Here is a 24,278-nt window from a genome sequence, read left to right on the forward strand (position 1 = left end):
TTTTGCAATCTTGTTTTATTGATAAACAAATTGTGTGCCAAAAATTCCTTATCCTTGGAATTGTTTTGATGATAATCAGCTAGATATGAATAAGCTGATAAATCAATTCAATTTATCAGCTTAATGGGACTTATGCTACTCCTGCAAAATCTCGCAGCATGGTAATAAAAATATCCTTTTGTTCCTCAGAATACTTTTTAAATACCTCATTTTGATGGCTATCGGCAATATCAAACAAATACTGCGCCGTTTGTTTACCCTTTTCCGTCAGTGCGTATAAATTATCGTGATCAACCAATAATCCTTCAAATTTTAGAATTTCAGCTGATCTTTCAACTTCCTGCATTGGCATGGCAATATCTCGTGGTAAATCTTCTTTACTTGAAGCAGTACCGCTGGCTAAAACGAGCAAAAGACGTGATTCACTGGTACGAAACCCAGAAGCCATTTGCTTAGGGATATAGTCGGTTTGATAAGCTTTAAAAGCACGACTCATTAAGTAGCAGACATTATTATATAAGTGCCCATAATGTGTTTGGTCTACGCCGTTCTCTTCAGTTTGTTTAACTTGAAGGCTTGGATGCGGCATGACACAAGAATATGCACCTTGATGGTAAACCAACGGGCTTCGCCCTTGGTCATGGAAACGAACCACTTTGCCAACAATAATCCAGTGGTCACCACCTTCAATCACTTGATAACGTTCGCACTCAAACACCGCAGAACAATTTTCTAAAATGGGTGCACGTCCTGCACCGAGTTGAAAATTTGTGTCTGCAAATTTATCAATATTTCGTCTCGAAAACTTATTAGACAGCTCAATTTGAGTGCCTGATAAAATATTGACAGCAAAATGTGTGGCTTGTTCAAACACCGAAAAACTTGAAGACTTTTTATCAATACTCCACAAAATAAGCGGTGGATCGAGTGACACCGAGTTAAAACTATTTGCAGTGACTCCTACTTTTTCACCTTGTGCATTTTGTGCAGTAACAATGGTAACGCCTGTTGCAAAATTTCCTAATGCTCGTCGGAACTGTAGTGGATCGACCGTAAACTCATCTATTTGTTGTAATACATTCATTATCTTTCTCCTAAACCTTCTCTTACATCCATATAAATCGCGAGAGCATTAGATATCTAAAACTAATCTCGATGTTTTAGAGCGTGAACAGCACACCAATATTTGCTCATTGCTGGCCTTTTCTTCGTCAGTAAAGTAAACATCTCGATGATCAGGTTCACCTTCAATTACATCGCACATACAGGTTCCGCATACGCCTTGTTCGCAAGACATCTCAATCTCGATGCCTTCTTTCGCCAAAGCCTGCAAAATGGTTTCGCCAGCTTCAACCATAATGATTTTTCCACTACGCTCAGCCACCACCTCAAATGAATCTCCAGAAGTATCAGTTTCAACTTGGAAATATTCTTTGTGGATTTGCTGTTCAGGAAAATCGTGAGTCGTGGCGAGGTTAATCACCCAATCCATGAAACCGACTGGACCACAGGTGTAAATATGGCTCTCAAGGTCAATATCTTTGATGGCAGATTCAAAAAATGCTCTATGGCTTGCGCCTTCGGATTTAAAATGGAAAGTTGTGTATTGTGCTAACTCACCATTTTTAATTTCATCAACAAAAGCACAGTTTTCTGGGCTAGCGCCGCAGTAGTGAAGCTCGAACGATGCACCTTCGTGTGCAAGTTGATAGGCCATCGTGATTAACGGCGTAATCCCGATTCCACCGCCAATCAATACACTGTGTTTGGCTTTTAAAAGTGGAAATAAATTTTTTGGCTCACTGACCTGAATTTGCATGCCATCTTTAATTTCATCAAAAGCCGAGACTGAGCCACCACGTGATTCAGGGTCACGTAAAATTCCAAGACGAAACTTACCTTCGTCATTTGGATTTTGGCAAAGTGAATATTGGCGCACCATGCCATTTGGTAAGTGCACGTCAATATGCGCACCCGCCTCAACTTTTGGCAAGGTTGTAGAAGTTGCAGATTCAAATTCCATGACTGCAATATTTCCACCTTCCACATGGCGATTTTTAACGACAACATCATAAAGTGTAGTCATGATTCAACTCCCTTTTCATGCGTAGCCTATTGGCTTAACGCATGAATAAACCACCGTTAATATCCCATGTTGCACCAGTCACAAACCCCGCATTTGGACTCGCAAGCAACCCACAAGTTTCAGCAATAAAGTGCATACTTCCTAAGGCTTTAACTGGAATATTTTGGATGAACTGTTCCATTTTTTCGTCTGGCACCACGCTATGAACGATTGGAGATTCCATTGGTCCCGGTGCAACTGCATTGACCGTTACCCCTTTTGCCGCAAACTCTTTGGCAAAAATTTTGGTTAACGTCACAATCGCACCTTTGGTTGCCGCGTAGTGTGCACCAGTTGCAGTACCACCGTTTTGTCCTGCTAACGAAGCCATATTAATGATGCGTCCATAGCCTTTTTTAGCCATAAATTGGCCAATAATTTGGCAAGCTTGAAAGGTGCCGCGCTGGTTGACTTGGGTCACCCAATCAAAGTCGGCTGCGGTAATTTCTAATACCGGCGTTGCTTTGGTGACAGTGGCATTGTTAATCAACACATCAAGTTTAGAAAATTTCTCTTCAATCCATTGCACCGCTGCATGAAAATCTGCCTCAACTGAAATATCCAGTTTTAAAGGAAACATATTTTGTGCATATTGACTTTGTGCCTTGGCATTTTCGGCTTTTTCAAGCGTACTCGCTGACAAAATCACTTGATGGCCTTGGCTCGCAAAATATTCAGCAATCACATTACCGAGTCCAGAAGCAGCACCTGTCACTAAAACAACCTGTTTCATGTTACCGCTCCTAAAGAATGTAGCTAATACCAGCTAAGGTATCGGTTGAGTTAACCAAGTTAATAATTTTACGGTTAATCTTAAAACCAGTATCAGCATCACGAGTTAGATGGTATGTAATATCGGCCGTGTAATGCTTGAGGTTTTCTTTACGGAATTCACGTAGGTTTTGAGCACAACGTAAAACGATTTCATCATCTTGGTCTTGAATCACTCGTACTCGCGAAATACTGCGTACCGTATTCGCCTTTGGTGCTGTAGAAATTGCCTCACCATTTTCAAGACGCTCTACCCGTAACTTACGCATATGATTATCGTCATAGGCATAATTTAAGTTGTTTTCGTAGTCTGTGAGATTCGGGTCAATCGGAATGATATAAATGCCCTTTTCATTCCATAAATTGAGCCATTCACGGTATTCACTGTGGTCTAACATATCTGCTTCAGCCCAGATGAAAGCAGTGACTTCATTTAATAATTGCAGATTCATATTCATTGCTCTCTCCTTAAGCTGTCATCATCTTTTTCCACTGCTGATATGCTGCACGCATACCTGTTTCAGCACTGACATCACTTTTTAAGCCATCTTCAGTTTTAACTTCACCCGGTAAACCGCGGTTGAGCATGATCCATAAGTCATTACCGGCATTGGCACCATGTTGTACGCGTTCCCAAGCCTCGGAGTCATCTGGCGTACCAAAACCAAATGGGCCTTGGAAATGTTCATGCAAACGTAAGCGATATTGATTGGCAATTTGTGGACCGCCGTCCATCGTAATCACCGAGTGATGAATTTCTGTTTCAGCAACTGAAATTGGCTGTAACACACGGAAGAACGCCATTGAGCATGCAATATTCGGAAATAAATTTAAGTTAAAGCCAGAACCACCAACTGCTCGAACAATACGGCGTACTTCTAACTCTTCATGCCCTTCGTCACGCAAAGCTTGAGCCAAGTCTTCGAAACGCTCTTGAATTGGTCGCTCCATTAAGTCTTCTTCTAAATCGACCAGTTCAGGAATCATCACCATGACACTGTGACCGTTTCCTAAGTCTTCAACAAAGCCCGGCTGGTTTTCGAAGTTAAAGAGTTCTTCGGTTTTTTCGTCGACAGAACTTAAGAATGACTTGTGTACCAACGGGAAGTGATATGCATCGGTGGTATTTTCAAGCTGGATTTTCCAGTTACCTGGGAAACGGAAACGGTGTTCACCCAACACTTTAATTGGATAACCCGCACCTTGTTTCATAAACAGATCAATCCATTTTTTTGCTGGCCCAAGGAACTCTTCAAGCGGTTGAATGTCTTCTTTAAATGAAGCGAAGATCATGCCGTTATATTCTTCTACCCGTAGACTCACCAGTGGTAATTCTGATTTATCTAAACAATCGCCGTAGCTTTCCGGAGATGGAACACCACGTAAACTACCGTCAAGTGCATAACTCCAACCGTGGTACGGGCATACAAAACTATTGGTTTTTCCTTTTTTATGTTCACATACGGTTGCTGCACGGTGACGACAACGGTTTAAAAGTACATGGACTTTCTTTTTACGGTCACGTACCACAACCACAGGCTGTTTACCAATGTTAATGGTTTTATAACTCCCACCTTCTGGAATTTCACTCGCATGTGCAACCCACACCCAAGTGCTATAAAAGATTTTTTCCATTTCTTCATCAAAAATGCGTTCATCTTTATAAAGAGAAGTATGGGCACGGTCACTTTGAACCAAAGTATCGTAATCAGTGCCAATGTTATGCGTTGGGATAATACTGTTCATATCAATAGTCCTTTTAAATATGTCCTGGGTCATTCCTGGGAAGGCACTGGCAATTCGGCTTCACTGTGCCAATGCGATACGGGACGACTGAAAATATTCTGTGTTTGGAAATGTTTAATTTTCCATGTTCCATCTGCTTGCTTTTGAAACTTCACGGTGAGCTTTGCGGTATTCAGATGACTACGGCCATCTTTAAACGTTGAAGTTTGCAACATCAGCCATGAAGCATTTGCATCATTTTGATTTACATAAATTTGTTCTGAATTTACAAAGTGTGCATTCATAACAAAGTGAGATTCTTTTTGGGTATAGCTTTTAAACATGTCGTAAATCGACTGCCAAGAATCATAACGGCCAAAGGATTTGGCATATTTCTCGCCAATACCCTCCCAAATACAGTCTTGATCAAAAAGATTCATTAGCTCATCAAGGTCTGTATTTGCATTGAGCTCGTCGCAAATCTCCATATAACGATTCAGACAATTACGAATGGCGTTGTGCGCTTCTAAGTGTTCTAGTCGTTCTATGATTTCTGCAATATTCACTTTGTCAGTCATTGCGGTCGCCTTAACGTTGGATAATTAATTCGCGTCCAACACGAGCTTCAACTTTGCAATATTTCCAAAGTTTGTATGGCCCTTCGCCCACTACCGTCGTTCTAAACAAATTACAAGCGGCGTGTACGGTTTCAATATCCGGAACATCTGCAAGCAAGTACGTTGTCCAAGGCCAGCCAGCACTTGGGCCAACCATACTTTGGTCATCATCAAGATTTCCAAAAACATGTACGCCCGGTAAATCATGAATGCCATTCCACATTTCACCAAATGCTGCCCAAACTGCTTTTGCTTCAGCAGGTTCCGCGTCAAAAAAGTTTTGGTTAATACCCATGCAGAACAAAACGCGTAATGATTTTTTAGCTTCCATCTCAATATCCTTTTAAAAATTAAAACTTATAAATAACCTGGGGTTGGTTTTAACCCGAAACTGATTGAGCCTGCATTTTGTAAAGTTGCATCACCCATAAAGGCATGCTGAGTCACCACGTTGGTGTCATTCACAAAACGACTAAATGGATTGTTGGTATAGATCGCTGTCATGCCCGCAAGCATTTGCATTTTTCGGGTGACTTTGGCGCAAACTCGAGCTGCATGGGTACATGCCAGACGCATATCGCTAATTTGTTCAGCAGTTGCTTCTCGTCCAGCAATAATTTCATTCCAGACAATATCCATGGTTTGATAAAACCAAGATTTTGCAGCCTGAAATTCTGCATCTGCCTGAGCAAACTCATATTGAGTCACTGGACGGTTTGCAATTTCTGACCCTCCAGTAATGGATGCTTTACCCGGTGCCAATTTTTCAAATTCTTCTAATGCGGCAGCGGCAACTCCAATACCCACTACGGTTAATACTTGAGTCGCTAAAGACAGGGAAGGATATTTAAAAAATGGCTCACTTAGTTTTGAAGGTTCACCACGTACAAAGGTCCATTTCTTTTCGACCAATACATCTTCGACCACCAAATCATGGCTTCCCGTACCTTTTAGGCCAACGGTGTCCCAAGTCATTTCGATTTTGGCTTTTTTGGCAGGCATCACTGCCATGCGTGGTAAGCCTTGCATTTCATTGTTTTTAAGCGGTGAAATCCCCACGCCAACAATGTCAGCTCCCATACAGCCACTTGAGAATTTCCAACGTCCACGAACTACGACACCTTCATCGGTAATTTCGGCAGGTTGTGGTGGGAAAATACCTCCAGCAAACACCACATCTGGCCCGTTTTGGTATAACTCTTTAAGCGTTTCTTCAGGCAAACTTCCCAAATACGCAGGGCTCATACCGAAACTTGCGACCCAACCGACTGAACCATCAGCTTTAGATAAAGTTTCGATTAACTCGCAAAACTGCCGTGGAGACCACTCTTCACCACCAAAACGTTTAGGCACCAAGGCACGGTAAACACCAATTTGTTTAAGTTTTTCGATAATGTCTTGACTCACATACGCTTGATTATCAAATTCACCTGTACAGGCACGCTCACGAATTTCTTGACACAAAGCGTCTAAGTCAACTGCTTTGTCTTGAGAAGCAAACTCCATTTTAGACAACTTATTCATCATCTAACTCCTTGTAATTTATTGCATTGCATCAATACAAAATTTAGCTATAGCGCATAATTGCTCATCTTTTTGATGCTTCGATACGATCTGTAAGCCCACAGGTAAACCTTCACTGGTTTCAAGTGGCACTGAAATGACAGGATGTCCTGATAAATTAAATGGTCGAACTAAAGCTGTAAGATTCAAAAAAGCGACCGTGTTTTCAGCTTCAGAAACTTTTGGTGGAATTTGCGGAAGTATCGGTAAAACCAATACATCATATTTGTCTAATAGTGCATCGAGTTCTTGGGTGAGCTGCGCTTTCACAGCTTCCGCTTGTTTTACTTGCTCTAAAGTGGTGTGTGCTGCTTTTAATAAACGGCCATTTACATCAGAACCAATTAAGCCAGTTTGGGTTAATTCACCAAAAGCTTGCCAATTTTCATAATTAATAATCTGCATGCCTGCATCATAAGCTGCTTCAAAATGTTCAACTTTTTCTAAAACGGTCTCTAAATTTGCTTTTTGAAGTGCTTGATGAATACAGTTCCAAACAACCTGATCTGCGCTTACATCGAGAACAGCAATTTTTGGTGTACGAGTAAATTCCGTAGGTTTGAAAGTTGGATCAATAATTTGCATGGCCTTTTCAATCATCTCGACTGAATTTGCAAAAGGACCAACGCAATCTAAAGAACTCGACGGCGGATATACGCCTTTTCTGCTCACACGGCCAAAAGTTGGTTTTAAACCAAAAACTCCGCAGCACGCAGCGGGCATACGGATAGAGCCGCCCGTGTCGGTACCTAAAGTAAAATCTGCTTGTTTTGCTGCAACTGCCGCAGCCGAACCACTCGAAGATCCGCCTGGAATAAGTTCAGGATATTTAGGGTTGATGGGTGTACCAAAAGCATGGTTAATGCCTGTAATGCCAAAAGCCAATTCGTGCAAATTTGTTTTTGCAATAATTTCACAGTCAGCTTTTAAAATGTTTTTAACCACCTCAGCATCATCTTGAGCAGGTTCAACATTTAGTAAAGCTCGACTACCAGCAATGGTTTTTAGACCTTGAATATCAATTGTGTCCTTGACCATCACCTTGAGCTTACCACTTCCTTTGTGCACGCTTTGGCTAATAATATTCATTCACTTTTCCATGTATTTTTATTCATTAATTAAAATATCGGAAAATTTAATGGAATTGTCAAGTATTTTTTATAATTTGTTCCCAAGGAAATATCCAAAATTTTGTTTATAATAGGATTACCCTTTTTTCACTAAGTTATTGCTTAGCTATGCTTGATCATTTAGAACAATTTCTTCCTAATAAAGAACCGTCGAGTATTCAAAACTTCCCTTTTTTTTGGGTTTCCCAAGTTAACGGAAAATATTCACAACTCATTGAAAAATCAATAAAAAAACTAGGTATTGATAATACACGCCGTAAAATCATTTTAAGTACTAATGCTTTGGGTGAAGCCAGTATTACCGATATCGCTAATCTTTCTACCTTAAAGTTAACTACGGCAACAAAAGCTGTATATCGCTTAGTAGAAGATGGAATTGTCGAGGTCTACTCGTCTACCACCGATGAACGAATTTCGATGGTGAAATTAACTCCCAAAGGTGTCGAGCTGGTTGAACAGATTAATCAAATTAGTGTGGTTACCTTGGCAGGCATCCTAAATGCTTTTTCAGAAGATGAGCTTCACAATTTAAATCACCAGTTAAAAAAATTATTTGATCTCATGCCATCAAGTTGATTATTTGACTTGATATCGGGTTAGATACGCTCAAGAGCAGCCTGAAAATAGTTCTTCTTTTCTCGCTGCTCTTTATCAAAATAAGTTTTAATATTAAAAAATAAATAAAAATCAGTTTCTTAATTCAATAAATTATTACTATCTGTTTACTTAACATACTTTTTAGGTATTCTAACATACTCAATAAGTAATGGAATTTTACATATAAAAAGAAAATAATAATTCCATAATCTTTAAAAACCCATTAACTCCTAATTGGGTTTAGACACACTCTTCCGGTCTGTACGAGACCAAACTACTCATTTCTAGCCGATTTATTATTCTTATCTAAAGGGGGAAATATCGAAAACTTCAGAGGAATAATAAAGTTAGATATCAATTTCTTTAAGCGTTTTATACATAAGGATTAAGTGTATGAACCAAAGTAATATCGCTGTTGAAAGGACACAGAAGAAAAGCAATGCATATGCATGGTATGTGGTCATACTTTGTATGTTGGCATATATATTTTCATTTATTGACCGCCAAATTCTGGCGCTGATGATTGAACCCATTAAAGCAGATCTCCAACTTTCAGATACACAATTTAGCTTATTACATGGCCTCGCCTTCTCACTGTTTTATGCGGTTATGGGTTTACCCTTAGCCTATATTGCCGATCGTTTTTCACGACCAAAATTAATTTCAATCGGGATTATTGTTTGGAGTCTGGCAACAGCAACTTGCGGTTTAAGTAAAAACTTTATTCAACTGTTCTTAAGCCGTATGGCGGTAGGTGTCGGTGAGGCGGCTTTATCTCCAGCTGCTTATTCAATGTTTAGCGACATGTTTAGTAAGGACAAACTGGGGCGTGCTGTCGGGATCTATTCAATTGGTGCTTTTTTAGGTGGAGGTATTGCCTTCTTAGTTGGCGGTTATGTGATTAACCTGCTTAAAGGTGTGACACTCATTGAGGTTCCATTATTAGGGGCCCTTAAAGCATGGCAAATTGCCTTTTTAGTAGTGGGTTTACCCGGCATCATTATTGGTTTGCTGTTTATTTTGACCGTTAAAGACCCTGCACGTAAAGGCCAACAGCTCAACCAAAATGGACAAGTTGACCAAGTTAAATTCACACAATGTCTTCAGTTTATTAAAAAACATTCGAAAACATTTGCTTGTCATTATTTAGGTTTTACCTTTTATGCAATGGCACTCTATAGCCTAACTAGCTGGACACCTGCATTTTATATTCGTAAGTTTCAACTCGCGCCGACTGAAACAGGCTATATGCTCGGTACGATTCTGTTAGTCGCAAATACATTAGGCGTATTTTGTGCAGGCTGGCTAAATGACTGGTTTATTAAAAAAGGTCGCCAAGATGCGCCGATGTTCACGGGTGTGATTGGTATTGTTGGCCTGATTATTCCAATTGCATTTTTTACCCAAACAGATCAGCTTTGGCTTTCAGTTAGCTTACTGATTCCTGCAATGTTCTTTGCATCTTTCCCTCTAGTGATTTCAGCAACTGCTTTGCAAATGTTAGCCCCAAACCAGTTTAGAGCACGCCTTTCTGCCCTCTTCCTTTTGGTGAGTAACTTAATTGGACTCGGTATTGGCACAACACTGGTAGCCATTATTACAGATAAAGTTTTTGGTAGCCCATTAATGGTGGGTTCTTCTTTATCTATTGTGGGTGGTTTGTCTTGTGTACTGGCTTTAATTCTACTTTTTAAAGGCTGCAAATTCTTTAGTGAAAGCATGAAGCTTGAAAAATTAAATTAATAGGTCTCACCGATTGCAAAAATGTACTCTCTAACTAAACGCTTAGAGAGTACCGAAATATTCAAAATTACGTAGTGCCGAGGACTGGCTTACACTTGGGAAATGGATTATGGAATTATTTCACCGCTTTCAACCACACACTTTAGCTGTTGCCACTTTATTACTGATGTGCAGCAACTCATGGGCTGCAAATCCAAATCAGCAAACTGAAGATGAATGGAAATTCACTTTAAAAAATGCCTATATCAATCGTGATTTTGATAATGATGCACTTAAAGATACTGGCAGTTGGTCTCAGGCAGCATCTTTATTTTATAAATCGAAAATGCATGACACTCCATTAGTCATAGCAAACAAACCAATTACGATTGGGGCTGATGCTTCCGTTCAATACGCCGTGCGCTTAAGTTCAGACAAACATGTTGCGGATACAGTTTTGCCTTTTAATAAAGAAACGCAATCTCAAGCTTCAGATTATTTAAAATATGGTGCAACTTTAAAACTGGGTTATGACAAAACTCTTTTGAGTGTCGGTGAACTCTGGCTAGATTTACCTGTAACGGCAGTAGATGCCAGCCGTCAGTTACTCACTTCGTATTGGGGAACCAACTTAAAGTCACAACTTTCAGATCAACTCTATGCTGAAATTGGCCGAGTGGAAAAAGTGTCTCCACGAAATGAAGAAGACTTTAAAAAGTTTTCCTTTACGGCAAATGGGGTTACTAAAGAATCTGATGGTTTGAACTACATTGACCTGCGCTATCAATTTACGCCGTCTTTAAAGGGCGAATACTACTTTGGTAATTTAGAAGATCTGTATAACAAACACTATGTAGGACTTGAACATACGTGGAAACAGCCAACTTTTGCTCTCACCTCTAAGTTTAAGTACTTTAATGCGAAAGATGATGGCAATACCTTTGATATTGATGCAGAGAACATCGGATTACTTGAAACCGTTAAAGTAAAAAACCATACCTTTGGTTTGGGTTACCAACAGATTATTGGTGAATCAGCTTACCCGCTACCAGATGGCTTCTTACCAGAGACTTATTTCATTAACTGGAATGCCACAGGTTTCTTTAAAGAAGATGAAAAGTCTTACCATGTCATGTATGGCTACGACTTTAAAGATTATGTGCCCGGTTTAAATGCGATGGTGAAATATGTTTACGGACATGACTTTAAAGCAGCCAATGGTGAGAAAAACCACGAAACTGAGTCGAATGTGATTTTAAACTATGCGTTTCAGCAACCCTTCTTGAAAGGCGTGGCTCTGCAATACATTCGGATTGACTACAACGTTAAACATGGTAATGACTTTGGCGAAGACCGCTTATTCGTCAATTACACCAAAAAATTCTAAATAAAAATTACCCCCTAAACTTTAGGGGGTAATTTTTTATCCTAATTTATTAACCAACTTTAACGGCAAAACTTTCATGGCAATACTCATTGGTAGCCATGGCCATTGTGGTACATACGCTTTTACAGGCTGTTTTTCAATCGCTTTGACTAAAGCTTTACACCCTGTTTTGGCATCGACTTCAAAAGGTAAATGTTTTGCACCTTCGTTCAATTCAGTACGAATGTAACCCGGAAAAATGGTTGAGACTTTAATTGAGGTATCCAGTAACTCAGCGCGAATACCTTCGGCCAAGTGAGCAACCGCCGCTTTGCTTGCCGCATAAGTCGATAAATGTTTTGGTAACCCTCGCATCGCACTCATGGATGATATCACCACCAAATGACCTGAGTTTTGCGCTCTAAAAATTTCAATTGCTGCCTCACACTGTGCTAAAGCAGAAATGAAGTTTGTTTCAGCAGTGGCTCTATTAATTTCAAAATTACCTTTACCAATACGGCGGCCATTTCCGACTCCGGCATTTACAATAATTCGATCTAAATAGCCAAATTCTTGTTTAAAGGCGCGAAATACTTCAAAAACTTGATCATAATTGGTAACGTCCAGACTTTTCGCAATTACCTTAATACCGTACTCATTTTCTAGTTCGGTTTTTAAGGACTCTAGTCGGTCTAAACGGCGTGCACAAATCGCCAAGTTATAACCTTTGGCTGCAAATTCATGCGCCATACCTGCGCCTAAACCAGAACTTGCACCTGTAATTAAAATTGTCTTCGCCATGCTTTTATCCTTATTTTTAAATCCATGTCAGTAAATCTGGACGCTCAGCTTTTATAAAATGATGTTCATTTAAACTTAAAACCTGAGCTTCGTTGCCAACTAAACGTAAAGTCGTGAGGCTTGTATTGGTAATTGCCCAATTCAAAGCAAAAGTTCGACTAGGGCTCAGTTCAAGCAGCTTGCCAATTGCTACGGAAATCACCCCACCCGAGGTAAAAACGATTGCATAACGAGGTTTGGTTTTTGCTAACTCATCACAAAGTTGCTGTAGCGCCGTTTCAACTCTGCTTTTAAAATGCGGCCAAGACTCATCATATTCATGATGAAAATCGCCGTCGGTCCATCGTTCAATCGCACCTTCAAATATTTTGGCAAGATACGCGCGAGGGTTATGCTCTTTTGCGACATCGGCTTTTAACAGTTCAGGCTGTTCAAAACGTGGCTCATAACGGGCAAAAACCTGTTGATGGTTAAACTCATTCCATAAATTATTATGATGAATTACCGCATCTGGAAAACATTCTTTTAGTGCGAGCTTTGCAGTCTGCTCATGACGCTGCATAGTTCCAGCAACCACATAAGGTTGTTCTTTCAATATTTGCTTAAAATAATGGCCTAATAAAGTCGCCTGAGCCTCACCATTTTCAGAAAGCTCATCATAGTTACTTTTACCAAATGATGCCTGTCCATGTCTTACCAGATAAATTGTGGTCATCTTCTTAAAATACCCTGTATTTTCTGTAGAGATTGCTGAGCAAATTCCGATTCTTGCAATTTTTGCTGTGCGATAAGTTTTAAAGCTCGGATATGTAGCGCATGAATCACGATCCAGAAATCTTTAAATGCAGGATTTCGGGTTTGTTTATGGTAATAACGGTAATAGATTTGCTGGGCAATCACTGCTAAACGGAATACACCGAAGACCTCATAAAAAGCCCAGTTTTGAGGTTCCAATCCTGTTTTTTGCAAATAATAGTCAACGACTTCTTTACGAGAAAACATTCCCTTTAAATGAGTAGGCTGACGGCGTGTTGATCTAAAAATCATGTTATCCGTAGGTTCAACCCAATAGGCCAAAGCACTGCCCAAATCCATTAATGGATCACCTAAGGTCGCCATTTCCCAATCCAATACACCAATCACTTCTGTTGGATGCTCTGGATCTAAAATCACATTATCAAATCGCCAATCATTGTGAATAATACAAGTCGTAGAGTCTTGAGGGATATTATCGTTTAGCCATTTTCGAACATACTTAAAAGAAGGAACATTGATTGTACGGACTTTTTCATAACGTTTGTCCCAACCTTCAACTTGTCTACGGCAATATCCCGCACCTTTGCCTAGTTCAGCTAAAGGTGTGTTCTCATAAGGAACTTGATGTAGCTCAATCAGCTTATCAATAACATTTACGCAAAGCTCATGAACATTTTCTTCATTAAAGCCAAGCTCAGGCGGTAATTTTGCACGAGGAATAATACCTTCAATGCGTTCCATGACATAAAAATCACAACCAATGACCGATTCATCCTGACAAAGTGCCACCATTTTAGGAAGCACGGGATAATAAGGCGCAAGATTTTTTTGCACCATATATTCACGGGCCATATCGTGGGCCGATTTCGCTTTTGTTCCTTTTGGAGGACGACGTAAAATTAAATCGGTATTTTCATACTTTAAACGATAAGTCCAATTCGACGCCCCGCCCGTATATTGAGTAACGACTGCTGGGCCAACCAACTCAACACCTTGGCTTTTTAACCAGTTTTCCACTGCCCCAATATCAAGCTCTTCACCTTCACGTACTTCACCGCCTATATCAATTACCGACATCTTAACTTCCTTTAAACTTATACTTTCTTATGACGACCGAAATAACCACGTTTGGCCAACTCTAATTTGGCAATCATGCCTTTATGTACTTCATCCGGACCATCAGCTAAACGTAAACTGCGTGCTTGAGCAAAGAAACCAGTTAATGGTGTATCTCTTGAAACGCCCGCACCGCCATGTAGCTGAATTGCCATGTCGACTACTTTTTCTAAAACACTCGGAGCCACTACTTTAATTGCAGATATTTCTGTTAAAGCAGCCATATTTCCTAAAGTATCCATTTTATAAGCAGCATACAAGGTTAAAAGTCTGGCTTGATCTATGGCTACTCGCGCATCGGCTACACGTTCGAGGTTCCCACCAAGTTTTAAAATTTCTTTGCCAAACGCCGTTCTAGACATGCCTCTATCAATCATAAGTTCTAGTGCTTTTTCAGCAGCTCCAATACAGCGCATGCAATGGTGAATACGTCCTGGACCTAAACGACCTTGCGCAATTTCAAAACCTTGTCCCGCTCCACCAATAAAGTTTTCAAGAGGCACTCGAACATTATTAAAGTGAACCTCACCGTGTCCATGTGGCGCATCGTAGTCACCAAACACAGGTAACATACGTTGAATTTCGACACCCGCCGTATCAATCGGTACTAAAACCATAGAGTGTTGATGGTGGCGGTCTTTAGTTTCATCTGGAGTATGGGCCATAAAAATAATGACTTTAGCATTTGGATCACCTAAACCAGACGACCACCATTTTTTGCCATTTAAAACAATTTCATTACCGTCAATGAGTGCAGTTGCTTGCATGTTGGTTGCATCGCTTGACGCAACATCAGGTTCAGTCATGCAAAAAACAGAGCGAATTTTTCCATCCAATAAAGGCTCTAACCATTGCTGTTTCTGCTGCTCACTGCCATAGCGCCATAACACTTCCATATTTCCCGTATCTGGTGCATTACAGTTAAAAACGGTTGGTGCTAATAAACTGCGACCAGTTAATTCAGCAATATGCGCATATTCTTGAACTGATAACCCTGCACCGAGTTTTTCATCGGGTAAAAACATATTCCAAAGGCCTGCCTGTTTAGCTTTAGATTTTAGAGTTTCTAAAAGCTCAGGCCATTGCCATTTTTTCCAGTTTCCATCTGGATTTAACTCATGAACTTCTTCCCAAAATTTTGCTTCGACAGGTTCTATTTCTTCTTGAATAAATGTTTTAGTTCGCTCAGCAAAATCCTGAGCTTTTTTTGAGAGTTCAAACATTCTTTTTCCTTTACATCATTATCTGGTCTTTACATCAACATAACTTGAAACTTAATATGAATGAAATGATTTTATTAAATAATGCATCATGAATAATATTCATAACCTACATGGTCTAGACTTAAGTTTTTTTCACCGAATTGATATCAATTTATATCCGCTTTTTATCGCAATTTATGAGCAAAAAAGTATTTCAAATGCGGCAAGTAGTCTCAATATTACGCAGTCAGCAGCAAGTCATGCTTTGCAGCGTTTACGGCAGCAACTTGAAGATGATGTATTTATACGTGTAGGCAATAAAATGTCTGCAACGCCTTTTGCAGAACAGATTTATCCAACTGTTAAGCAAGCACTTTTAACCATTCAAAACATTAGCCAACAGAAACATGTATTCGACCCAACAAGTTTAAGAAGCTTAAAAATCGCCGTTCATGATGAGATTGAACCGATTATTCTTCCAAGATTGGCTCAACATTTTCAAAATCTTAATTTAGATTTGCAGTTTGTCAGTATGAAGCTCGATCGAAAACATATTATGGCGGACTTGGCGACACAGCAGCTCGATTTCGTGATTGATCTAGAACAATACTTATCTCCAAAAATTACCTTTGATCATTTGGTCACAGATGAGTTCGTTATTTGCAGCCAACTTAAAGAAGTCGATTTAGCTAGTTATATTAATGGACGACACATTGGTGTTTCATCACGCCGTACGGGTGCTTTACTTGAAGATATTTATTTAAACCAACACCAAAAAATTTCAAGAAATGTATTTATGCGCTGTCAAAACTACTCAACGGCGTTACAAGTTTTGGGAGCCCAAGTCGATGCAATACTTACCATGCCCCGTATGATTTTGCAGCATTTATCTTATAGCCCTGAGATTCGGTTACATTCTCTACCTTTTGAGATGACCAATATTAAAATGGGTATGTTTTGGCACGAAGATTTAAGGGATAATTTAAGGCATCAATTTTTGCGACATGAAATTATTAAACTTTTTCAGTAAAGCAAATTGATCTACTAAGCTTCTATCGTACAAGGACCAGTAATGAGTAAAGATGAACGGATAATCCAGAATCAGGACAACAAAAAAACGATTCGTCATGAAGATTACATTGCTGGTATTGGTAAAGGCATGGCGATTTTAGATAGCTTTAGTAGTAATCAACATCGTTTAAACATTTCTATGGCTGCCGAAAAAACCGGACTCACCCGAGCGGCAGCAAGACGTCATTTATTAACTTTAGAATATTTAGGTTATCTTGAGTCAGATGGCCACTATTACTATTTAACCCCAAAAGTACTCAAATTTTCAGGAGCTTATTTAGGTGCAGCTCAACTTCCGAAAGTGTCTCAGCCTTTATTAAATCTTCTAACTAACCAAACCTCACTCATTTATTCAGTGATGGTACTTGATGGTTATGAAGCCATTACCATTGCCCGTAGTGCTGCCCACCAACAAACTGACCGTGTAAATCCATATGGCTTACACTTAGGTAATCGTCTGCCTGCTCATGCAACCTCGGCGGGTAAAATTTTACTGGCACATTTAAGCCATGAAGAACAATTAGATTGGCTTCAAAAATATCCTCTTCAGCGTCTAACCAAATATACACATGTCGAAAATGATAAATTTTTAGAGTTACTACAAGAGATTCGAGAACAAGATTGGTGTTACTCACGTGAAGAACACGAATTAGGTGTTCATGCGCTCGCCGTACCCATTTATGGACAAGACTTTAAAGTTGTTGCAGCTTTAAATATTGTCTCTCCGACTATGAAAACAACTGAAGAATATTTAGTTCAACATATTCTGCCTTTATTGCAAGAGACTTCGCGGGACTTAAGACAAGTTCTTTAAATCTTACTTAGGCTATTTTATAGAGTAAATTTTATTATTTGCTTAGGCTATTTAGAGTATGAAAAAGATCCCCAGTAAATGCTTAGGCTATTTCTAGAAGTAGTTGAAAGGAATTTTCAAATAACGGATGCCATTCGATTCTGGTTCTGGAAAATTCCCACCATTCATATTAATTTGAATTGAAGGCAAAATTAATTTTGGCATTGCCAAAGTAGCATCTCTTTCTTGACGCATTTTTATGAATGAGTCCTTGGAAACGCGCCGATTTAAATGAATATTGCTTTGCTTTTGGGTTTTTATATCTGTTTGACAGACATATTCATCACGACCTTCGGGCTTATAGTCATGGCATAAAAACATGCGCATGTTGTCAGGAAGTGTATAAAGCTTTTGTACCGAATCATAAAGTGCAGCAGCACTTCCCTTTGGAAAGTCGCATCTGGCCGAACCATAATCGGGCATAAATAAAGTATCACCTACAAAAACAGCATCGGCAATCACATAGCTCAAGCAAGCGGGTGTATGCCCTGGTGTAGGAATGTTATAGGCTTCTATATCCCCTATTTTGAAATGTTCATGATCTTCAAATAAATAATCAAAAGGCTGATTTTCATTGAATTTCTTAAAATCAAAATTATAAATAGCCGAAAATGTTTCTTGTACTACCGAGATTTTTTGACTAATCGCAATTGTACCGCCCAATTTAGATTTTAAATATTGAGCCGCAGTCATATGGTCCGCATGTACATGGGTTTCTAAAATCCATTGTACTTTGAAGTTTTGCGCCAAGACATAATCGACGATCAGATCAGCATTAGTTGTTTTTGTAGTGGCCGAAGCAGCATCATAGTCAAGCACACTATCAATAATTGCGCATTGACGAGTCGCTAAATCCGCAACAACATAGCTAAAAGTATTGGTATTTTCATCAAAAAAATCTTTTACTAGAGGTTGTTGCATAGCTTTAATTTCCTTTATTTAAAATTCGGTAAATAAACATTCCTACTAACATCGCGACAATAAAATAAAGTGCTTCAAAATGCCCTAATCCAATAAGAGTTAAAGCGGGCGCTGGACATATACCTGCTATTCCCCAGCCTATACCGAAAATAAAAGCGCCTACAATTAACCTTTGGTCAATCTGTGTATTTGTTGGTAATTGAATTTGCTCATTAAAAATCGTTTTTGGTTTTTTAATAGCTCTTTGAAACGGAATAAATGCCACAGCAATAGCACCTAGCATCACAAACATTAAGCTAATATCCCATTGTCCAAAAATATCTAAAAACCCTAAAACCTTTGCAGGGTTAGACATACCAGAAATCATTAACCCCAATGAAAACAAACCACCAAATATAAAAGCAAAGATATTTTTCATAAGCTTACCCCAACACATGGCGAATAACATAAACAGTCAGCATGCCAGCAAACATAAAAACTGCGGTCGCTATTATTGAGCGTTTTGATAACCTGCTCATACCGCAAATACCATGCCCACTTGTACATCCAGAGCCTAGCCGTGTTCCAAAACCAACGAGTAAACCTGCTAAAATAAGTGCAAATGTATTGGCTTTAATTTCAATTTCCGGCTGATAAAAATAACCATATATGAAAGGTGTAATCACAAGTCCTGCAATAAACCAGAATGCTGAACTTTTAAAAGTATCTTTAGTAGGATTAATGATTTGAGCAAGCAATCCACTAATTCCGGCTATACGACCATTTATATATAAATATCCAACTGTTGCGATGCCGAGTAATAAACCACCCAAAAAGGCATAGACAATATTTGACATATAACCACTCTTAACAATATATGTTTTTATAATCTGTATTATACGCTGATTCTTTTAGAAATACTTAATATAAAACTTTTGAGTTTATAATTCTTCTTAACAAGAAAAAGCCCCAAGGTTTTGGGGCTTTTGTCATTAAATTAGATCTTTAATGCCTAATTGTTCAGGCAGTTTTTCCATGACTTTATTCAATCTAGTATTTGCTGGAGAGATACAACCTGTGTAATGGCTTAATTTTGTTTCAGTACCATTTGGTTGAATCCAAGTAATGTAATAGCTAGACATGTCGGTTGCTGTTTGCTGACAACCCGCAGTTTTAGATTGAGTTCCTGTTTGAGGACGGTAAGTTTTTAATTCATCTGCAAGTTTTTGATAATCTTTTACGCTACCTTGGATTTCTTTAACACCAAGTGTTTTTGTATATTGTTTACCTTCAAAACGAATTAACCCTGTAGGCGCCACTTCTACTGAGTAAATTGGGCATGCACCAAAACATGGACTAGAAGCATAGCGAATTGTTTCTTGTGTATTCGGAGCTTGCTGAACAGAAGCGCAACCCATTAAAGCCAAACCGGATAAAGTTGCAAGAACTAAAAATCTCATTACATCACCTATTATTATCAAGTGGCTTTAATCTAACAAATCATATCTGAATTGTCATTAAAGACTCATTTTTCATATTTTTATTTAATAATACTTAGGCTATTTTAATATTATAAAAAATAGCAATAGAAAGCACATAAAAAAAGGCCCATCTTTCGATGAGCCTTAAGCCAATTAAAGCTTAAATTCCTGAAATACAAATTATTACTGGGTAGTAATAACCTGCGGGAACCATTCTATCTTAATGCGATACATTATTTAAATATAATATAAGTATATATTTACGCTTGTTTTTCCAACAAAAAAAACCTGTTTTTCAAGGTTAAAAACCTAATAATGTTTATTTTTAATTAAAATTCACAACCTTAAGTTAAACAAAACTTAATAAAGTTTAAAGTTTTATTTATAGGTAAAACATTATAAAAAAATGCTTAATAGTTCGGCTATCTCTAGTGTTTAGGATGAATCATTTATAAGAATATTTTAAGTTTAGCAATAACTTCAAGCACTTTTTTACTACTTGGTAAAGCTATCTCTTTAAAATTATAGAATTTACATAAACACTTTAATAGAAAAAAGATATTAAAAAGAATAAGGGCAAAAGAAAATTTATCCTTTTGCCCTCTTTACTTACTTCTCTAAGCTATATGCGATTACATAATCACCATGGTCTGGAGACTGGCGTGCTCCACCTGCGGTAACAACCACATATTGTTTACCTGTTGTAGGAGAAACATAGCTAATTGGAGTTCCTTGGCTACCTACTGGCATACGTGACTTCCACAGCTCTTTACCTGTAGATGAATCAAAAGCACGCAAGTAATAATCTTGAGTTGCAGCAAAGAAAACTAAGCCACCTTGAGTTGCCATAGGGCCACCAATAGTCGGCATACCAATCGGTGCTTTTAAGCCCATCTTAATACCAAGTGGTCCAGTGTCTTCAACTGTACCTAGTGGCACTTGCCATGCAACCTGACGAGTTTTCATGTCAATTGCGGTCATAGTACCAAATGGTGGTTTTTGACAAGGAATACTTAAGGCAGACATAAAGCGGTTTTTATTCACTTTATATGGTGTACCTTTCATTGGTACAGCACCCATACCTGTATTTACTTTTTCACCACCACTCGCCTGAATCTTAATGTCTTCAGGGGTTTGTTTTATGAGTTGCACCCATAAACCAAGACGCATATCGTTCACGAACATATAACGATGAGTAGGATCAAAAGCAATGCTGCCCCAGTTCATGCCACCTAAAGAGCCTGGGAAACTTAATGAAACATCAGTCCCCGGTGCAGTAAATAAACCCTCGTAACGCATTGACTTAAAGTTAATACGACACATAAGTTGATCAAACGGCGTTGCACCCCACATATCTGACTCGGTTAAAGTCTGATTACCAATTTGAGGCATTTCAACTGAACGTGGTTGAGTTAAACTATATTGCTCACCCGGAATATTTGCCGCTTTCACTGGTTGTTCAATCACTTTAGTTAACGGTTTGCCCGTTACACGATCAAGAACAAAGAATTGGCCTGATTTGGTTCCAATCACAACAGCCGGTTTAGTCGTACCATCTTTTAATGGGAAGTCGACTAGACTTGGTTGCATTGGTAAGTCAAAGTCCCATAAATCGTTATGAACAGTTTGATATACCCACTTCTCTTTACCTGTTGTTGCATCAAGTGCTAAAACAGAAGTGTTGTACTTATGATCTAACGGATTACGGTTACCACCCCAAATGTCGACAGATGAACTACCCATAGGTAAGAAAACCGTATTCATTTGCGGGTCATACGACATTGCGGCCCAAGAGTTTGCCGAACTACGTTTATAAGTTTCACCCGGTTTTAGAACATAGTTAGGATCAGGATTACGTGGGTCAAATGCCCAGCGGAGTTTACCTGTAATCACATCATAACCACGGATTACACCACCCGGCATATCCGCTGCTACGTTATCGGCAATACGACTACCCACCACAATGGTTGTACCCGCAATTGTTGGTGCAGAAGTCACTTCAAAACGTGGAGCTTTTGTTCCATCGCCTAAGCCTTCGAGTAAGTTAACCGTTCCATTCACACCAAAGTCGGCACAACGTTCACCAGTATCTGCATTGACTGCAATTAAACGAGCATCTGGAGTATTGGTATATACACGGCGTGGGCATGTTGTGTTGCTCGCAACAGTAGTTACCGGAGTTGCTCCAGCCAATGTTGGTTGTACAAGTGCTTTTGTTGAATCAAAGTATGCAACACCACGGCAACGCTCCCAAGCATCAGCTTTAGAGTTCACTTCAGCTTTCCAGAGCTGTTTACCAGAGTCAGCATCTATCGCAAAAATGTTGTTATGTGGTGTACATAAAAAGACTTTATTTCCAACTTGTAGCGGGGTCATTTGGTCTTCAGCACCATTACCGCTACCCGTTGTAAAATCACCTGTTCTAAAGCGCCATGCTTCTTTTAGCTTATGAACGTTATCTCGGTTAATTTGATCGAGAGCAACAAAACGACTACCGCCCGTATCGTTTCCATAATTTTCCCAATTTACCTGTTTTTTAGCTGGGTCAACTGGTACTAAAGGTAGCTTTTCACCCGAACTTGCCACCGTTGGATGCGGCTGGAACATTTGGTAAAGCGCAATCAACATACCGACAACAACTAGACCACCAGCAGCATACGCTGGAGCTGCCGAACCGTTTTGAAATTGGTAACGTCGAATTGAAGGTAAGGTAAATAACAATGCAGCAAAAAGACCAGCAGGAAACATTAAGCGCGAAAATAACGGCCAAAATTCCCATCCTGCATCAACAAATGACCAAATTACAGTACCAACAAAAACAGCCGCAAAAATCCATACACCCAGTGCTTTTTTACGGAAAATACTAATTGCTGAAACTGTTATAAATAGTCCTGAGATAAGGAAATACCAAGAACCACCGAGAGATACTAGCTTTCCACCACCTACGATGTAAAAAACACCAGTAGCCAATAAAACTAGACCTAATATAAAACACCATATTTTGAATAAGATATGAAACTTAGAATCTGACTCAGACATAGATCCTACTCCACATATACTGAACACAAATAGTTCAAGCATTTGGGCCAGTTAAACTATGTCTAACCAGCCATCAATATTGTTAAAAATTGACTTTTACACTCAGGCCCGCCACCAAAGCATCATCGACTTCTTTTACACCAGCAGGTTGATGAATATATTGGATATTTGGTCGCAGCATGACAGCTGGAGACCATTGATAGGTATAGTTCAACTCGACATTTAGCTCGTCGTCTTGAATTGGAATATAGTTAGATGCAATCGGATCATAGCTATAGTATCCGCGGCTTTCGTTTGTCGCGATCTGCTTATCTTTAGCACGGTCATTAACCACATAATTGGCAATACCAAAGCCAATCGAATCATTTGGACGACTGTCAAACGGCCCTTTATACCAGAGCGCAAGTTGTTGGGTACTTTGAACAAAAGTCGTTGCTTTATCATTTACAACGCCATTAAAACTTACATATAAACCGCGTTTCGGATCTTGGCCGGCATGGCTAAGTTGTTGTTGAGCATTGATCCAGAAACTTTGTTTTCCGTCATGAACTTTACCCACAGTTTTAATGTCATTGACTTCTGCGGTTGAGTACAGCGCACCTACTTTATATTCACCTGGTAAACCATTAAAGACTGCAAGTTTTGGTTTCCATGCGAGCTCAACTGGTATGGTTGCACCCTTCACGTTGTTCATATCCAGATTAAAACCATCACTATTTGATTCAGTTTTAATGTTGTCTGGATTGACCTCATAGACACCAATTCCAAAATTCCACTCAGGCGCAAATTGATATTTAACGTTTGCCGCCCAAACACCAACTGGTGAGTTATACCAAATTGAACCAATTGATTTTCCTAACTGCCCACCGCAAAGCAATAAGTTCTGAAACTCACATTGAGAACTATTGAAATCTTCTGACATGCCCATACGGCCAACTTTGACCTGTACGGTATTATCATCAAAACCTTTTTTTACCCATGCTTGTGATAAACGCCAGATTTTGCCACGGCCATAAATTTCTTGGGCATTGCCTAATTGGCTAGAACGTGGGTCTTTAATACGCTCTAGAGTAAGCGCATTACCATCACGTTTAGTCACGACTAGGCTCGCTGTTGTATCTTTCCAACCAGCGATTTTGTCTAAATCGAAAGTTGCACCTAAAGAAAGCTGTGCAGCATTTTCAAAAGTATTGCTGTCGTTGTAACCACCATCTAAATTTGTAGCAGCTTGGCTCATAATAGAAGCTGTAAATTTATAGCCGTGTTGCTCTAGCTGTGGGCGCTCGCCATTCCAGTCACCAAGCAACCATTGACGGTCTTGTGACCAAGGCTCATTAGCAAGAGTAAATTGGCTACCTAATACAGCAATTGTTAACGCACTCAGTTTCACTAAATTTGGCATTTCAAGTCCTTTTTATCTTTTAAACGCGCCTCTGTTTGAGG

Annotated in this window: 24 protein-coding genes; 5 read left to right on the plus strand and 19 right to left on the minus strand. The window is 39.3% G+C overall.

Features of this window, described 5'->3' with window-relative positions; all coding sequences use genetic code 11:
- Positions 1–130: 130 nt before the first annotated feature.
- Genes ACH8JV_RS09100 through ACH8JV_RS09140 form a run of 9 tightly spaced genes read right to left on the minus strand, consistent with a single transcriptional unit; the run spans position 131 to position 7,890 of the window.
- Complete coding sequence (locus tag ACH8JV_RS09100; RefSeq protein ID WP_107881480.1) at positions 131–1,087, minus strand: p-hydroxyphenylacetate 3-hydroxylase reductase component; 957 nt, start codon at positions 1,085–1,087, stop codon at positions 131–133.
- A gap of 45 nt (positions 1,088–1,132) precedes the next feature.
- Complete coding sequence (locus tag ACH8JV_RS09105; protein WP_396520828.1) at positions 1,133–2,086, minus strand: PDR/VanB family oxidoreductase; 954 nt, start codon at positions 2,084–2,086, stop codon at positions 1,133–1,135.
- 34 nt (positions 2,087–2,120) lie between these two features.
- The gene (locus tag ACH8JV_RS09110) at positions 2,121–2,858 is read right to left on the minus strand and encodes an SDR family NAD(P)-dependent oxidoreductase (protein ID WP_000815903.1); all 738 of its coding nucleotides are present in this window, start codon (positions 2,856–2,858) and stop codon (positions 2,121–2,123) included.
- A 10-nt stretch (positions 2,859–2,868) separates the two neighbouring features.
- Positions 2,869–3,354, minus strand: a complete 486-nt coding sequence (locus tag ACH8JV_RS09115) for an aromatic-ring-hydroxylating dioxygenase subunit beta (RefSeq protein ID WP_001056936.1) — start codon at positions 3,352–3,354, stop codon at positions 2,869–2,871.
- Between the two features lie 10 nt (positions 3,355–3,364).
- A complete protein-coding gene (locus ACH8JV_RS09120; protein WP_311078510.1) occupies positions 3,365–4,642 on the minus strand; it encodes an aromatic ring-hydroxylating dioxygenase subunit alpha in 1,278 nt (425 codons plus the stop codon).
- Positions 4,643–4,671: 29 nt separating this feature from the next.
- Entirely contained in the window at positions 4,672–5,199 is a 528-nt protein-coding gene (locus tag ACH8JV_RS09125; RefSeq protein WP_174745286.1) for a nuclear transport factor 2 family protein, read from the minus strand.
- Positions 5,200–5,209: 10 nt separating this feature from the next.
- Positions 5,210–5,569 (minus strand): hypothetical protein, encoded by a 360-nt coding sequence (locus ACH8JV_RS09130; protein ID WP_000387554.1) that lies wholly within the window; start codon positions 5,567–5,569, stop codon positions 5,210–5,212.
- A 26-nt stretch (positions 5,570–5,595) separates the two neighbouring features.
- A complete protein-coding gene (locus ACH8JV_RS09135) occupies positions 5,596–6,744 on the minus strand; it encodes an acyl-CoA dehydrogenase family protein (RefSeq protein ID WP_080593013.1) in 1,149 nt (382 codons plus the stop codon).
- A 36-nt stretch (positions 6,745–6,780) separates the two neighbouring features.
- The gene (locus ACH8JV_RS09140; RefSeq protein ID WP_396520831.1) at positions 6,781–7,890 is read right to left on the minus strand and encodes an amidase; all 1,110 of its coding nucleotides are present in this window, start codon (positions 7,888–7,890) and stop codon (positions 6,781–6,783) included.
- A gap of 149 nt (positions 7,891–8,039) precedes the next feature.
- On the opposite strand from ACH8JV_RS09140, the gene ACH8JV_RS09145 reads away from it, so the two are divergent.
- From ACH8JV_RS09145 to ACH8JV_RS09155, 3 genes are all read left to right on the plus strand, one after another.
- Entirely contained in the window at positions 8,040–8,507 is a 468-nt protein-coding gene (locus ACH8JV_RS09145; protein WP_004701395.1) for a MarR family winged helix-turn-helix transcriptional regulator, read from the plus strand.
- Between the two features lie 414 nt (positions 8,508–8,921).
- Positions 8,922–10,271, plus strand: a complete 1,350-nt coding sequence (locus ACH8JV_RS09150; protein WP_017399597.1) for an MFS transporter — start codon at positions 8,922–8,924, stop codon at positions 10,269–10,271.
- A 109-nt stretch (positions 10,272–10,380) separates the two neighbouring features.
- The gene (locus ACH8JV_RS09155) at positions 10,381–11,637 is read left to right on the plus strand and encodes an OprD family outer membrane porin (RefSeq protein WP_396520834.1); all 1,257 of its coding nucleotides are present in this window, start codon (positions 10,381–10,383) and stop codon (positions 11,635–11,637) included.
- 36 nt (positions 11,638–11,673) lie between these two features.
- Here the strand turns inward: ACH8JV_RS09155 and ACH8JV_RS09160 are convergent, their stop codons facing one another.
- The 4 genes from ACH8JV_RS09160 to ACH8JV_RS09175 are packed head-to-tail and all read right to left on the minus strand — an operon-like array spanning position 11,674 to position 15,512.
- The gene (locus ACH8JV_RS09160; protein ID WP_396520836.1) at positions 11,674–12,417 is read right to left on the minus strand and encodes an SDR family oxidoreductase; all 744 of its coding nucleotides are present in this window, start codon (positions 12,415–12,417) and stop codon (positions 11,674–11,676) included.
- 16 nt (positions 12,418–12,433) lie between these two features.
- Positions 12,434–13,132: a histidine phosphatase family protein gene (locus tag ACH8JV_RS09165; RefSeq protein WP_396520838.1), complete on the minus strand. Its 699-nt coding sequence runs from the start codon at positions 13,130–13,132 to the stop codon at positions 12,434–12,436.
- Positions 13,129–14,250, minus strand: coding sequence for a phosphotransferase family protein (locus ACH8JV_RS09170; RefSeq protein WP_396520840.1), 1,122 nt, complete (start codon positions 14,248–14,250; stop codon positions 13,129–13,131). Before ACH8JV_RS09170 ends, ACH8JV_RS09165 begins: the two co-directional genes overlap by 4 nt.
- Positions 14,251–14,267: 17 nt before the next feature.
- Positions 14,268–15,512, minus strand: a complete 1,245-nt coding sequence (locus ACH8JV_RS09175; RefSeq protein ID WP_396520842.1) for an acyl-CoA dehydrogenase family protein — start codon at positions 15,510–15,512, stop codon at positions 14,268–14,270.
- A gap of 88 nt (positions 15,513–15,600) precedes the next feature.
- On the opposite strand from ACH8JV_RS09175, the gene ACH8JV_RS09180 reads away from it, so the two are divergent.
- Positions 15,601–16,521, plus strand: coding sequence for a LysR family transcriptional regulator (locus ACH8JV_RS09180; protein WP_114225495.1), 921 nt, complete (start codon positions 15,601–15,603; stop codon positions 16,519–16,521).
- A gap of 42 nt (positions 16,522–16,563) precedes the next feature.
- Complete coding sequence (gene pcaU, locus ACH8JV_RS09185) at positions 16,564–17,376, plus strand: IclR family transcriptional regulator PcaU (RefSeq protein ID WP_396520844.1); 813 nt, start codon at positions 16,564–16,566, stop codon at positions 17,374–17,376.
- Between the two features lie 93 nt (positions 17,377–17,469).
- Here pcaU and ACH8JV_RS09190 read toward each other — a convergent pair whose 3' ends face one another.
- The 6 genes from ACH8JV_RS09190 to ACH8JV_RS09215 form a co-directional block, all read right to left on the minus strand.
- A complete protein-coding gene (locus ACH8JV_RS09190; RefSeq protein WP_396520846.1) occupies positions 17,470–18,336 on the minus strand; it encodes an MBL fold metallo-hydrolase in 867 nt (288 codons plus the stop codon).
- Between the two features lie 4 nt (positions 18,337–18,340).
- The gene (locus ACH8JV_RS09195) at positions 18,341–18,754 is read right to left on the minus strand and encodes a DUF6691 family protein (RefSeq protein ID WP_000789128.1); all 414 of its coding nucleotides are present in this window, start codon (positions 18,752–18,754) and stop codon (positions 18,341–18,343) included.
- A 4-nt stretch (positions 18,755–18,758) separates the two neighbouring features.
- The gene (locus tag ACH8JV_RS09200; RefSeq protein WP_396520848.1) at positions 18,759–19,172 is read right to left on the minus strand and encodes a YeeE/YedE family protein; all 414 of its coding nucleotides are present in this window, start codon (positions 19,170–19,172) and stop codon (positions 18,759–18,761) included.
- 135 nt (positions 19,173–19,307) lie between these two features.
- A complete protein-coding gene (locus ACH8JV_RS09205; protein WP_396520850.1) occupies positions 19,308–19,775 on the minus strand; it encodes a DUF6438 domain-containing protein in 468 nt (155 codons plus the stop codon).
- A gap of 630 nt (positions 19,776–20,405) precedes the next feature.
- Complete coding sequence (locus ACH8JV_RS09210; RefSeq protein ID WP_396520852.1) at positions 20,406–22,835, minus strand: glucose/quinate/shikimate family membrane-bound PQQ-dependent dehydrogenase; 2,430 nt, start codon at positions 22,833–22,835, stop codon at positions 20,406–20,408.
- An 82-nt stretch (positions 22,836–22,917) separates the two neighbouring features.
- Positions 22,918–24,237, minus strand: a complete 1,320-nt coding sequence (locus ACH8JV_RS09215; protein ID WP_396520854.1) for a carbohydrate porin — start codon at positions 24,235–24,237, stop codon at positions 22,918–22,920.
- Positions 24,238–24,278 lie beyond the last annotated feature (41 nt).

The organism is Acinetobacter sp. ABJ_C5_2, assembly GCF_044538485.1.
Classification (GTDB): Bacteria; Pseudomonadota; Gammaproteobacteria; order Pseudomonadales; family Moraxellaceae; genus Acinetobacter; species Acinetobacter nosocomialis_A.

What these genes read in the sequence shown, in the direction of transcription:
- ACH8JV_RS09105 (WP_396520828.1), bottom strand. Translation starts at nt 2,086, where the DNA reads ATGACTACACTTTATGATGTTGTCGTTAAAAATCGCCATGTGGAAGGT.
- ACH8JV_RS09110 (WP_000815903.1), bottom strand. Translation starts at nt 2,858, where the DNA reads ATGAAACAGGTTGTTTTAGTGACAGGTGCTGCTTCTGGACTCGGTAAT.
- ACH8JV_RS09115 (WP_001056936.1), bottom strand. Translation starts at nt 3,354, where the DNA reads ATGAATATGAATCTGCAATTATTAAATGAAGTCACTGCTTTCATCTGG.
- ACH8JV_RS09120 (WP_311078510.1), bottom strand. Translation starts at nt 4,642, where the DNA reads ATGAACAGTATTATCCCAACGCATAACATTGGCACTGATTACGATACT.
- ACH8JV_RS09125 (WP_174745286.1), bottom strand. Translation starts at nt 5,199, where the DNA reads ATGACTGACAAAGTGAATATTGCAGAAATCATAGAACGACTAGAACAC.
- ACH8JV_RS09130 (WP_000387554.1), bottom strand. Translation starts at nt 5,569, where the DNA reads ATGGAAGCTAAAAAATCATTACGCGTTTTGTTCTGCATGGGTATTAAC.
- ACH8JV_RS09135 (WP_080593013.1), bottom strand. Translation starts at nt 6,744, where the DNA reads ATGGAGTTTGCTTCTCAAGACAAAGCAGTTGACTTAGACGCTTTGTGT.
- ACH8JV_RS09140 (WP_396520831.1), bottom strand. Translation starts at nt 7,890, where the DNA reads ATGAATATTATTAGCCAAAGCGTGCACAAAGGAAGTGGTAAGCTCAAG.
- ACH8JV_RS09145 (WP_004701395.1), top strand. Translation starts at nt 8,040, where the DNA reads ATGCTTGATCATTTAGAACAATTTCTTCCTAATAAAGAACCGTCGAGT.
- ACH8JV_RS09150 (WP_017399597.1), top strand. Translation starts at nt 8,922, where the DNA reads ATGAACCAAAGTAATATCGCTGTTGAAAGGACACAGAAGAAAAGCAAT.
- ACH8JV_RS09155 (WP_396520834.1), top strand. Translation starts at nt 10,381, where the DNA reads ATGGAATTATTTCACCGCTTTCAACCACACACTTTAGCTGTTGCCACT.
- ACH8JV_RS09160 (WP_396520836.1), bottom strand. Translation starts at nt 12,417, where the DNA reads ATGGCGAAGACAATTTTAATTACAGGTGCAAGTTCTGGTTTAGGCGCA.
- ACH8JV_RS09165 (WP_396520838.1), bottom strand. Translation starts at nt 13,132, where the DNA reads ATGACCACAATTTATCTGGTAAGACATGGACAGGCATCATTTGGTAAA.
- ACH8JV_RS09170 (WP_396520840.1), bottom strand. Translation starts at nt 14,250, where the DNA reads ATGTCGGTAATTGATATAGGCGGTGAAGTACGTGAAGGTGAAGAGCTT.
- ACH8JV_RS09175 (WP_396520842.1), bottom strand. Translation starts at nt 15,512, where the DNA reads ATGTTTGAACTCTCAAAAAAAGCTCAGGATTTTGCTGAGCGAACTAAA.
- ACH8JV_RS09180 (WP_114225495.1), top strand. Translation starts at nt 15,601, where the DNA reads ATGAATAATATTCATAACCTACATGGTCTAGACTTAAGTTTTTTTCAC.
- pcaU (WP_396520844.1), top strand. Translation starts at nt 16,564, where the DNA reads ATGAGTAAAGATGAACGGATAATCCAGAATCAGGACAACAAAAAAACG.
- ACH8JV_RS09190 (WP_396520846.1), bottom strand. Translation starts at nt 18,336, where the DNA reads ATGCAACAACCTCTAGTAAAAGATTTTTTTGATGAAAATACCAATACT.
- ACH8JV_RS09195 (WP_000789128.1), bottom strand. Translation starts at nt 18,754, where the DNA reads ATGAAAAATATCTTTGCTTTTATATTTGGTGGTTTGTTTTCATTGGGG.
- ACH8JV_RS09200 (WP_396520848.1), bottom strand. Translation starts at nt 19,172, where the DNA reads ATGTCAAATATTGTCTATGCCTTTTTGGGTGGTTTATTACTCGGCATC.
- ACH8JV_RS09205 (WP_396520850.1), bottom strand. Translation starts at nt 19,775, where the DNA reads ATGAGATTTTTAGTTCTTGCAACTTTATCCGGTTTGGCTTTAATGGGT.
- ACH8JV_RS09210 (WP_396520852.1), bottom strand. Translation starts at nt 22,835, where the DNA reads ATGTCTGAGTCAGATTCTAAGTTTCATATCTTATTCAAAATATGGTGT.
- ACH8JV_RS09215 (WP_396520854.1), bottom strand. Translation starts at nt 24,237, where the DNA reads ATGCCAAATTTAGTGAAACTGAGTGCGTTAACAATTGCTGTATTAGGT.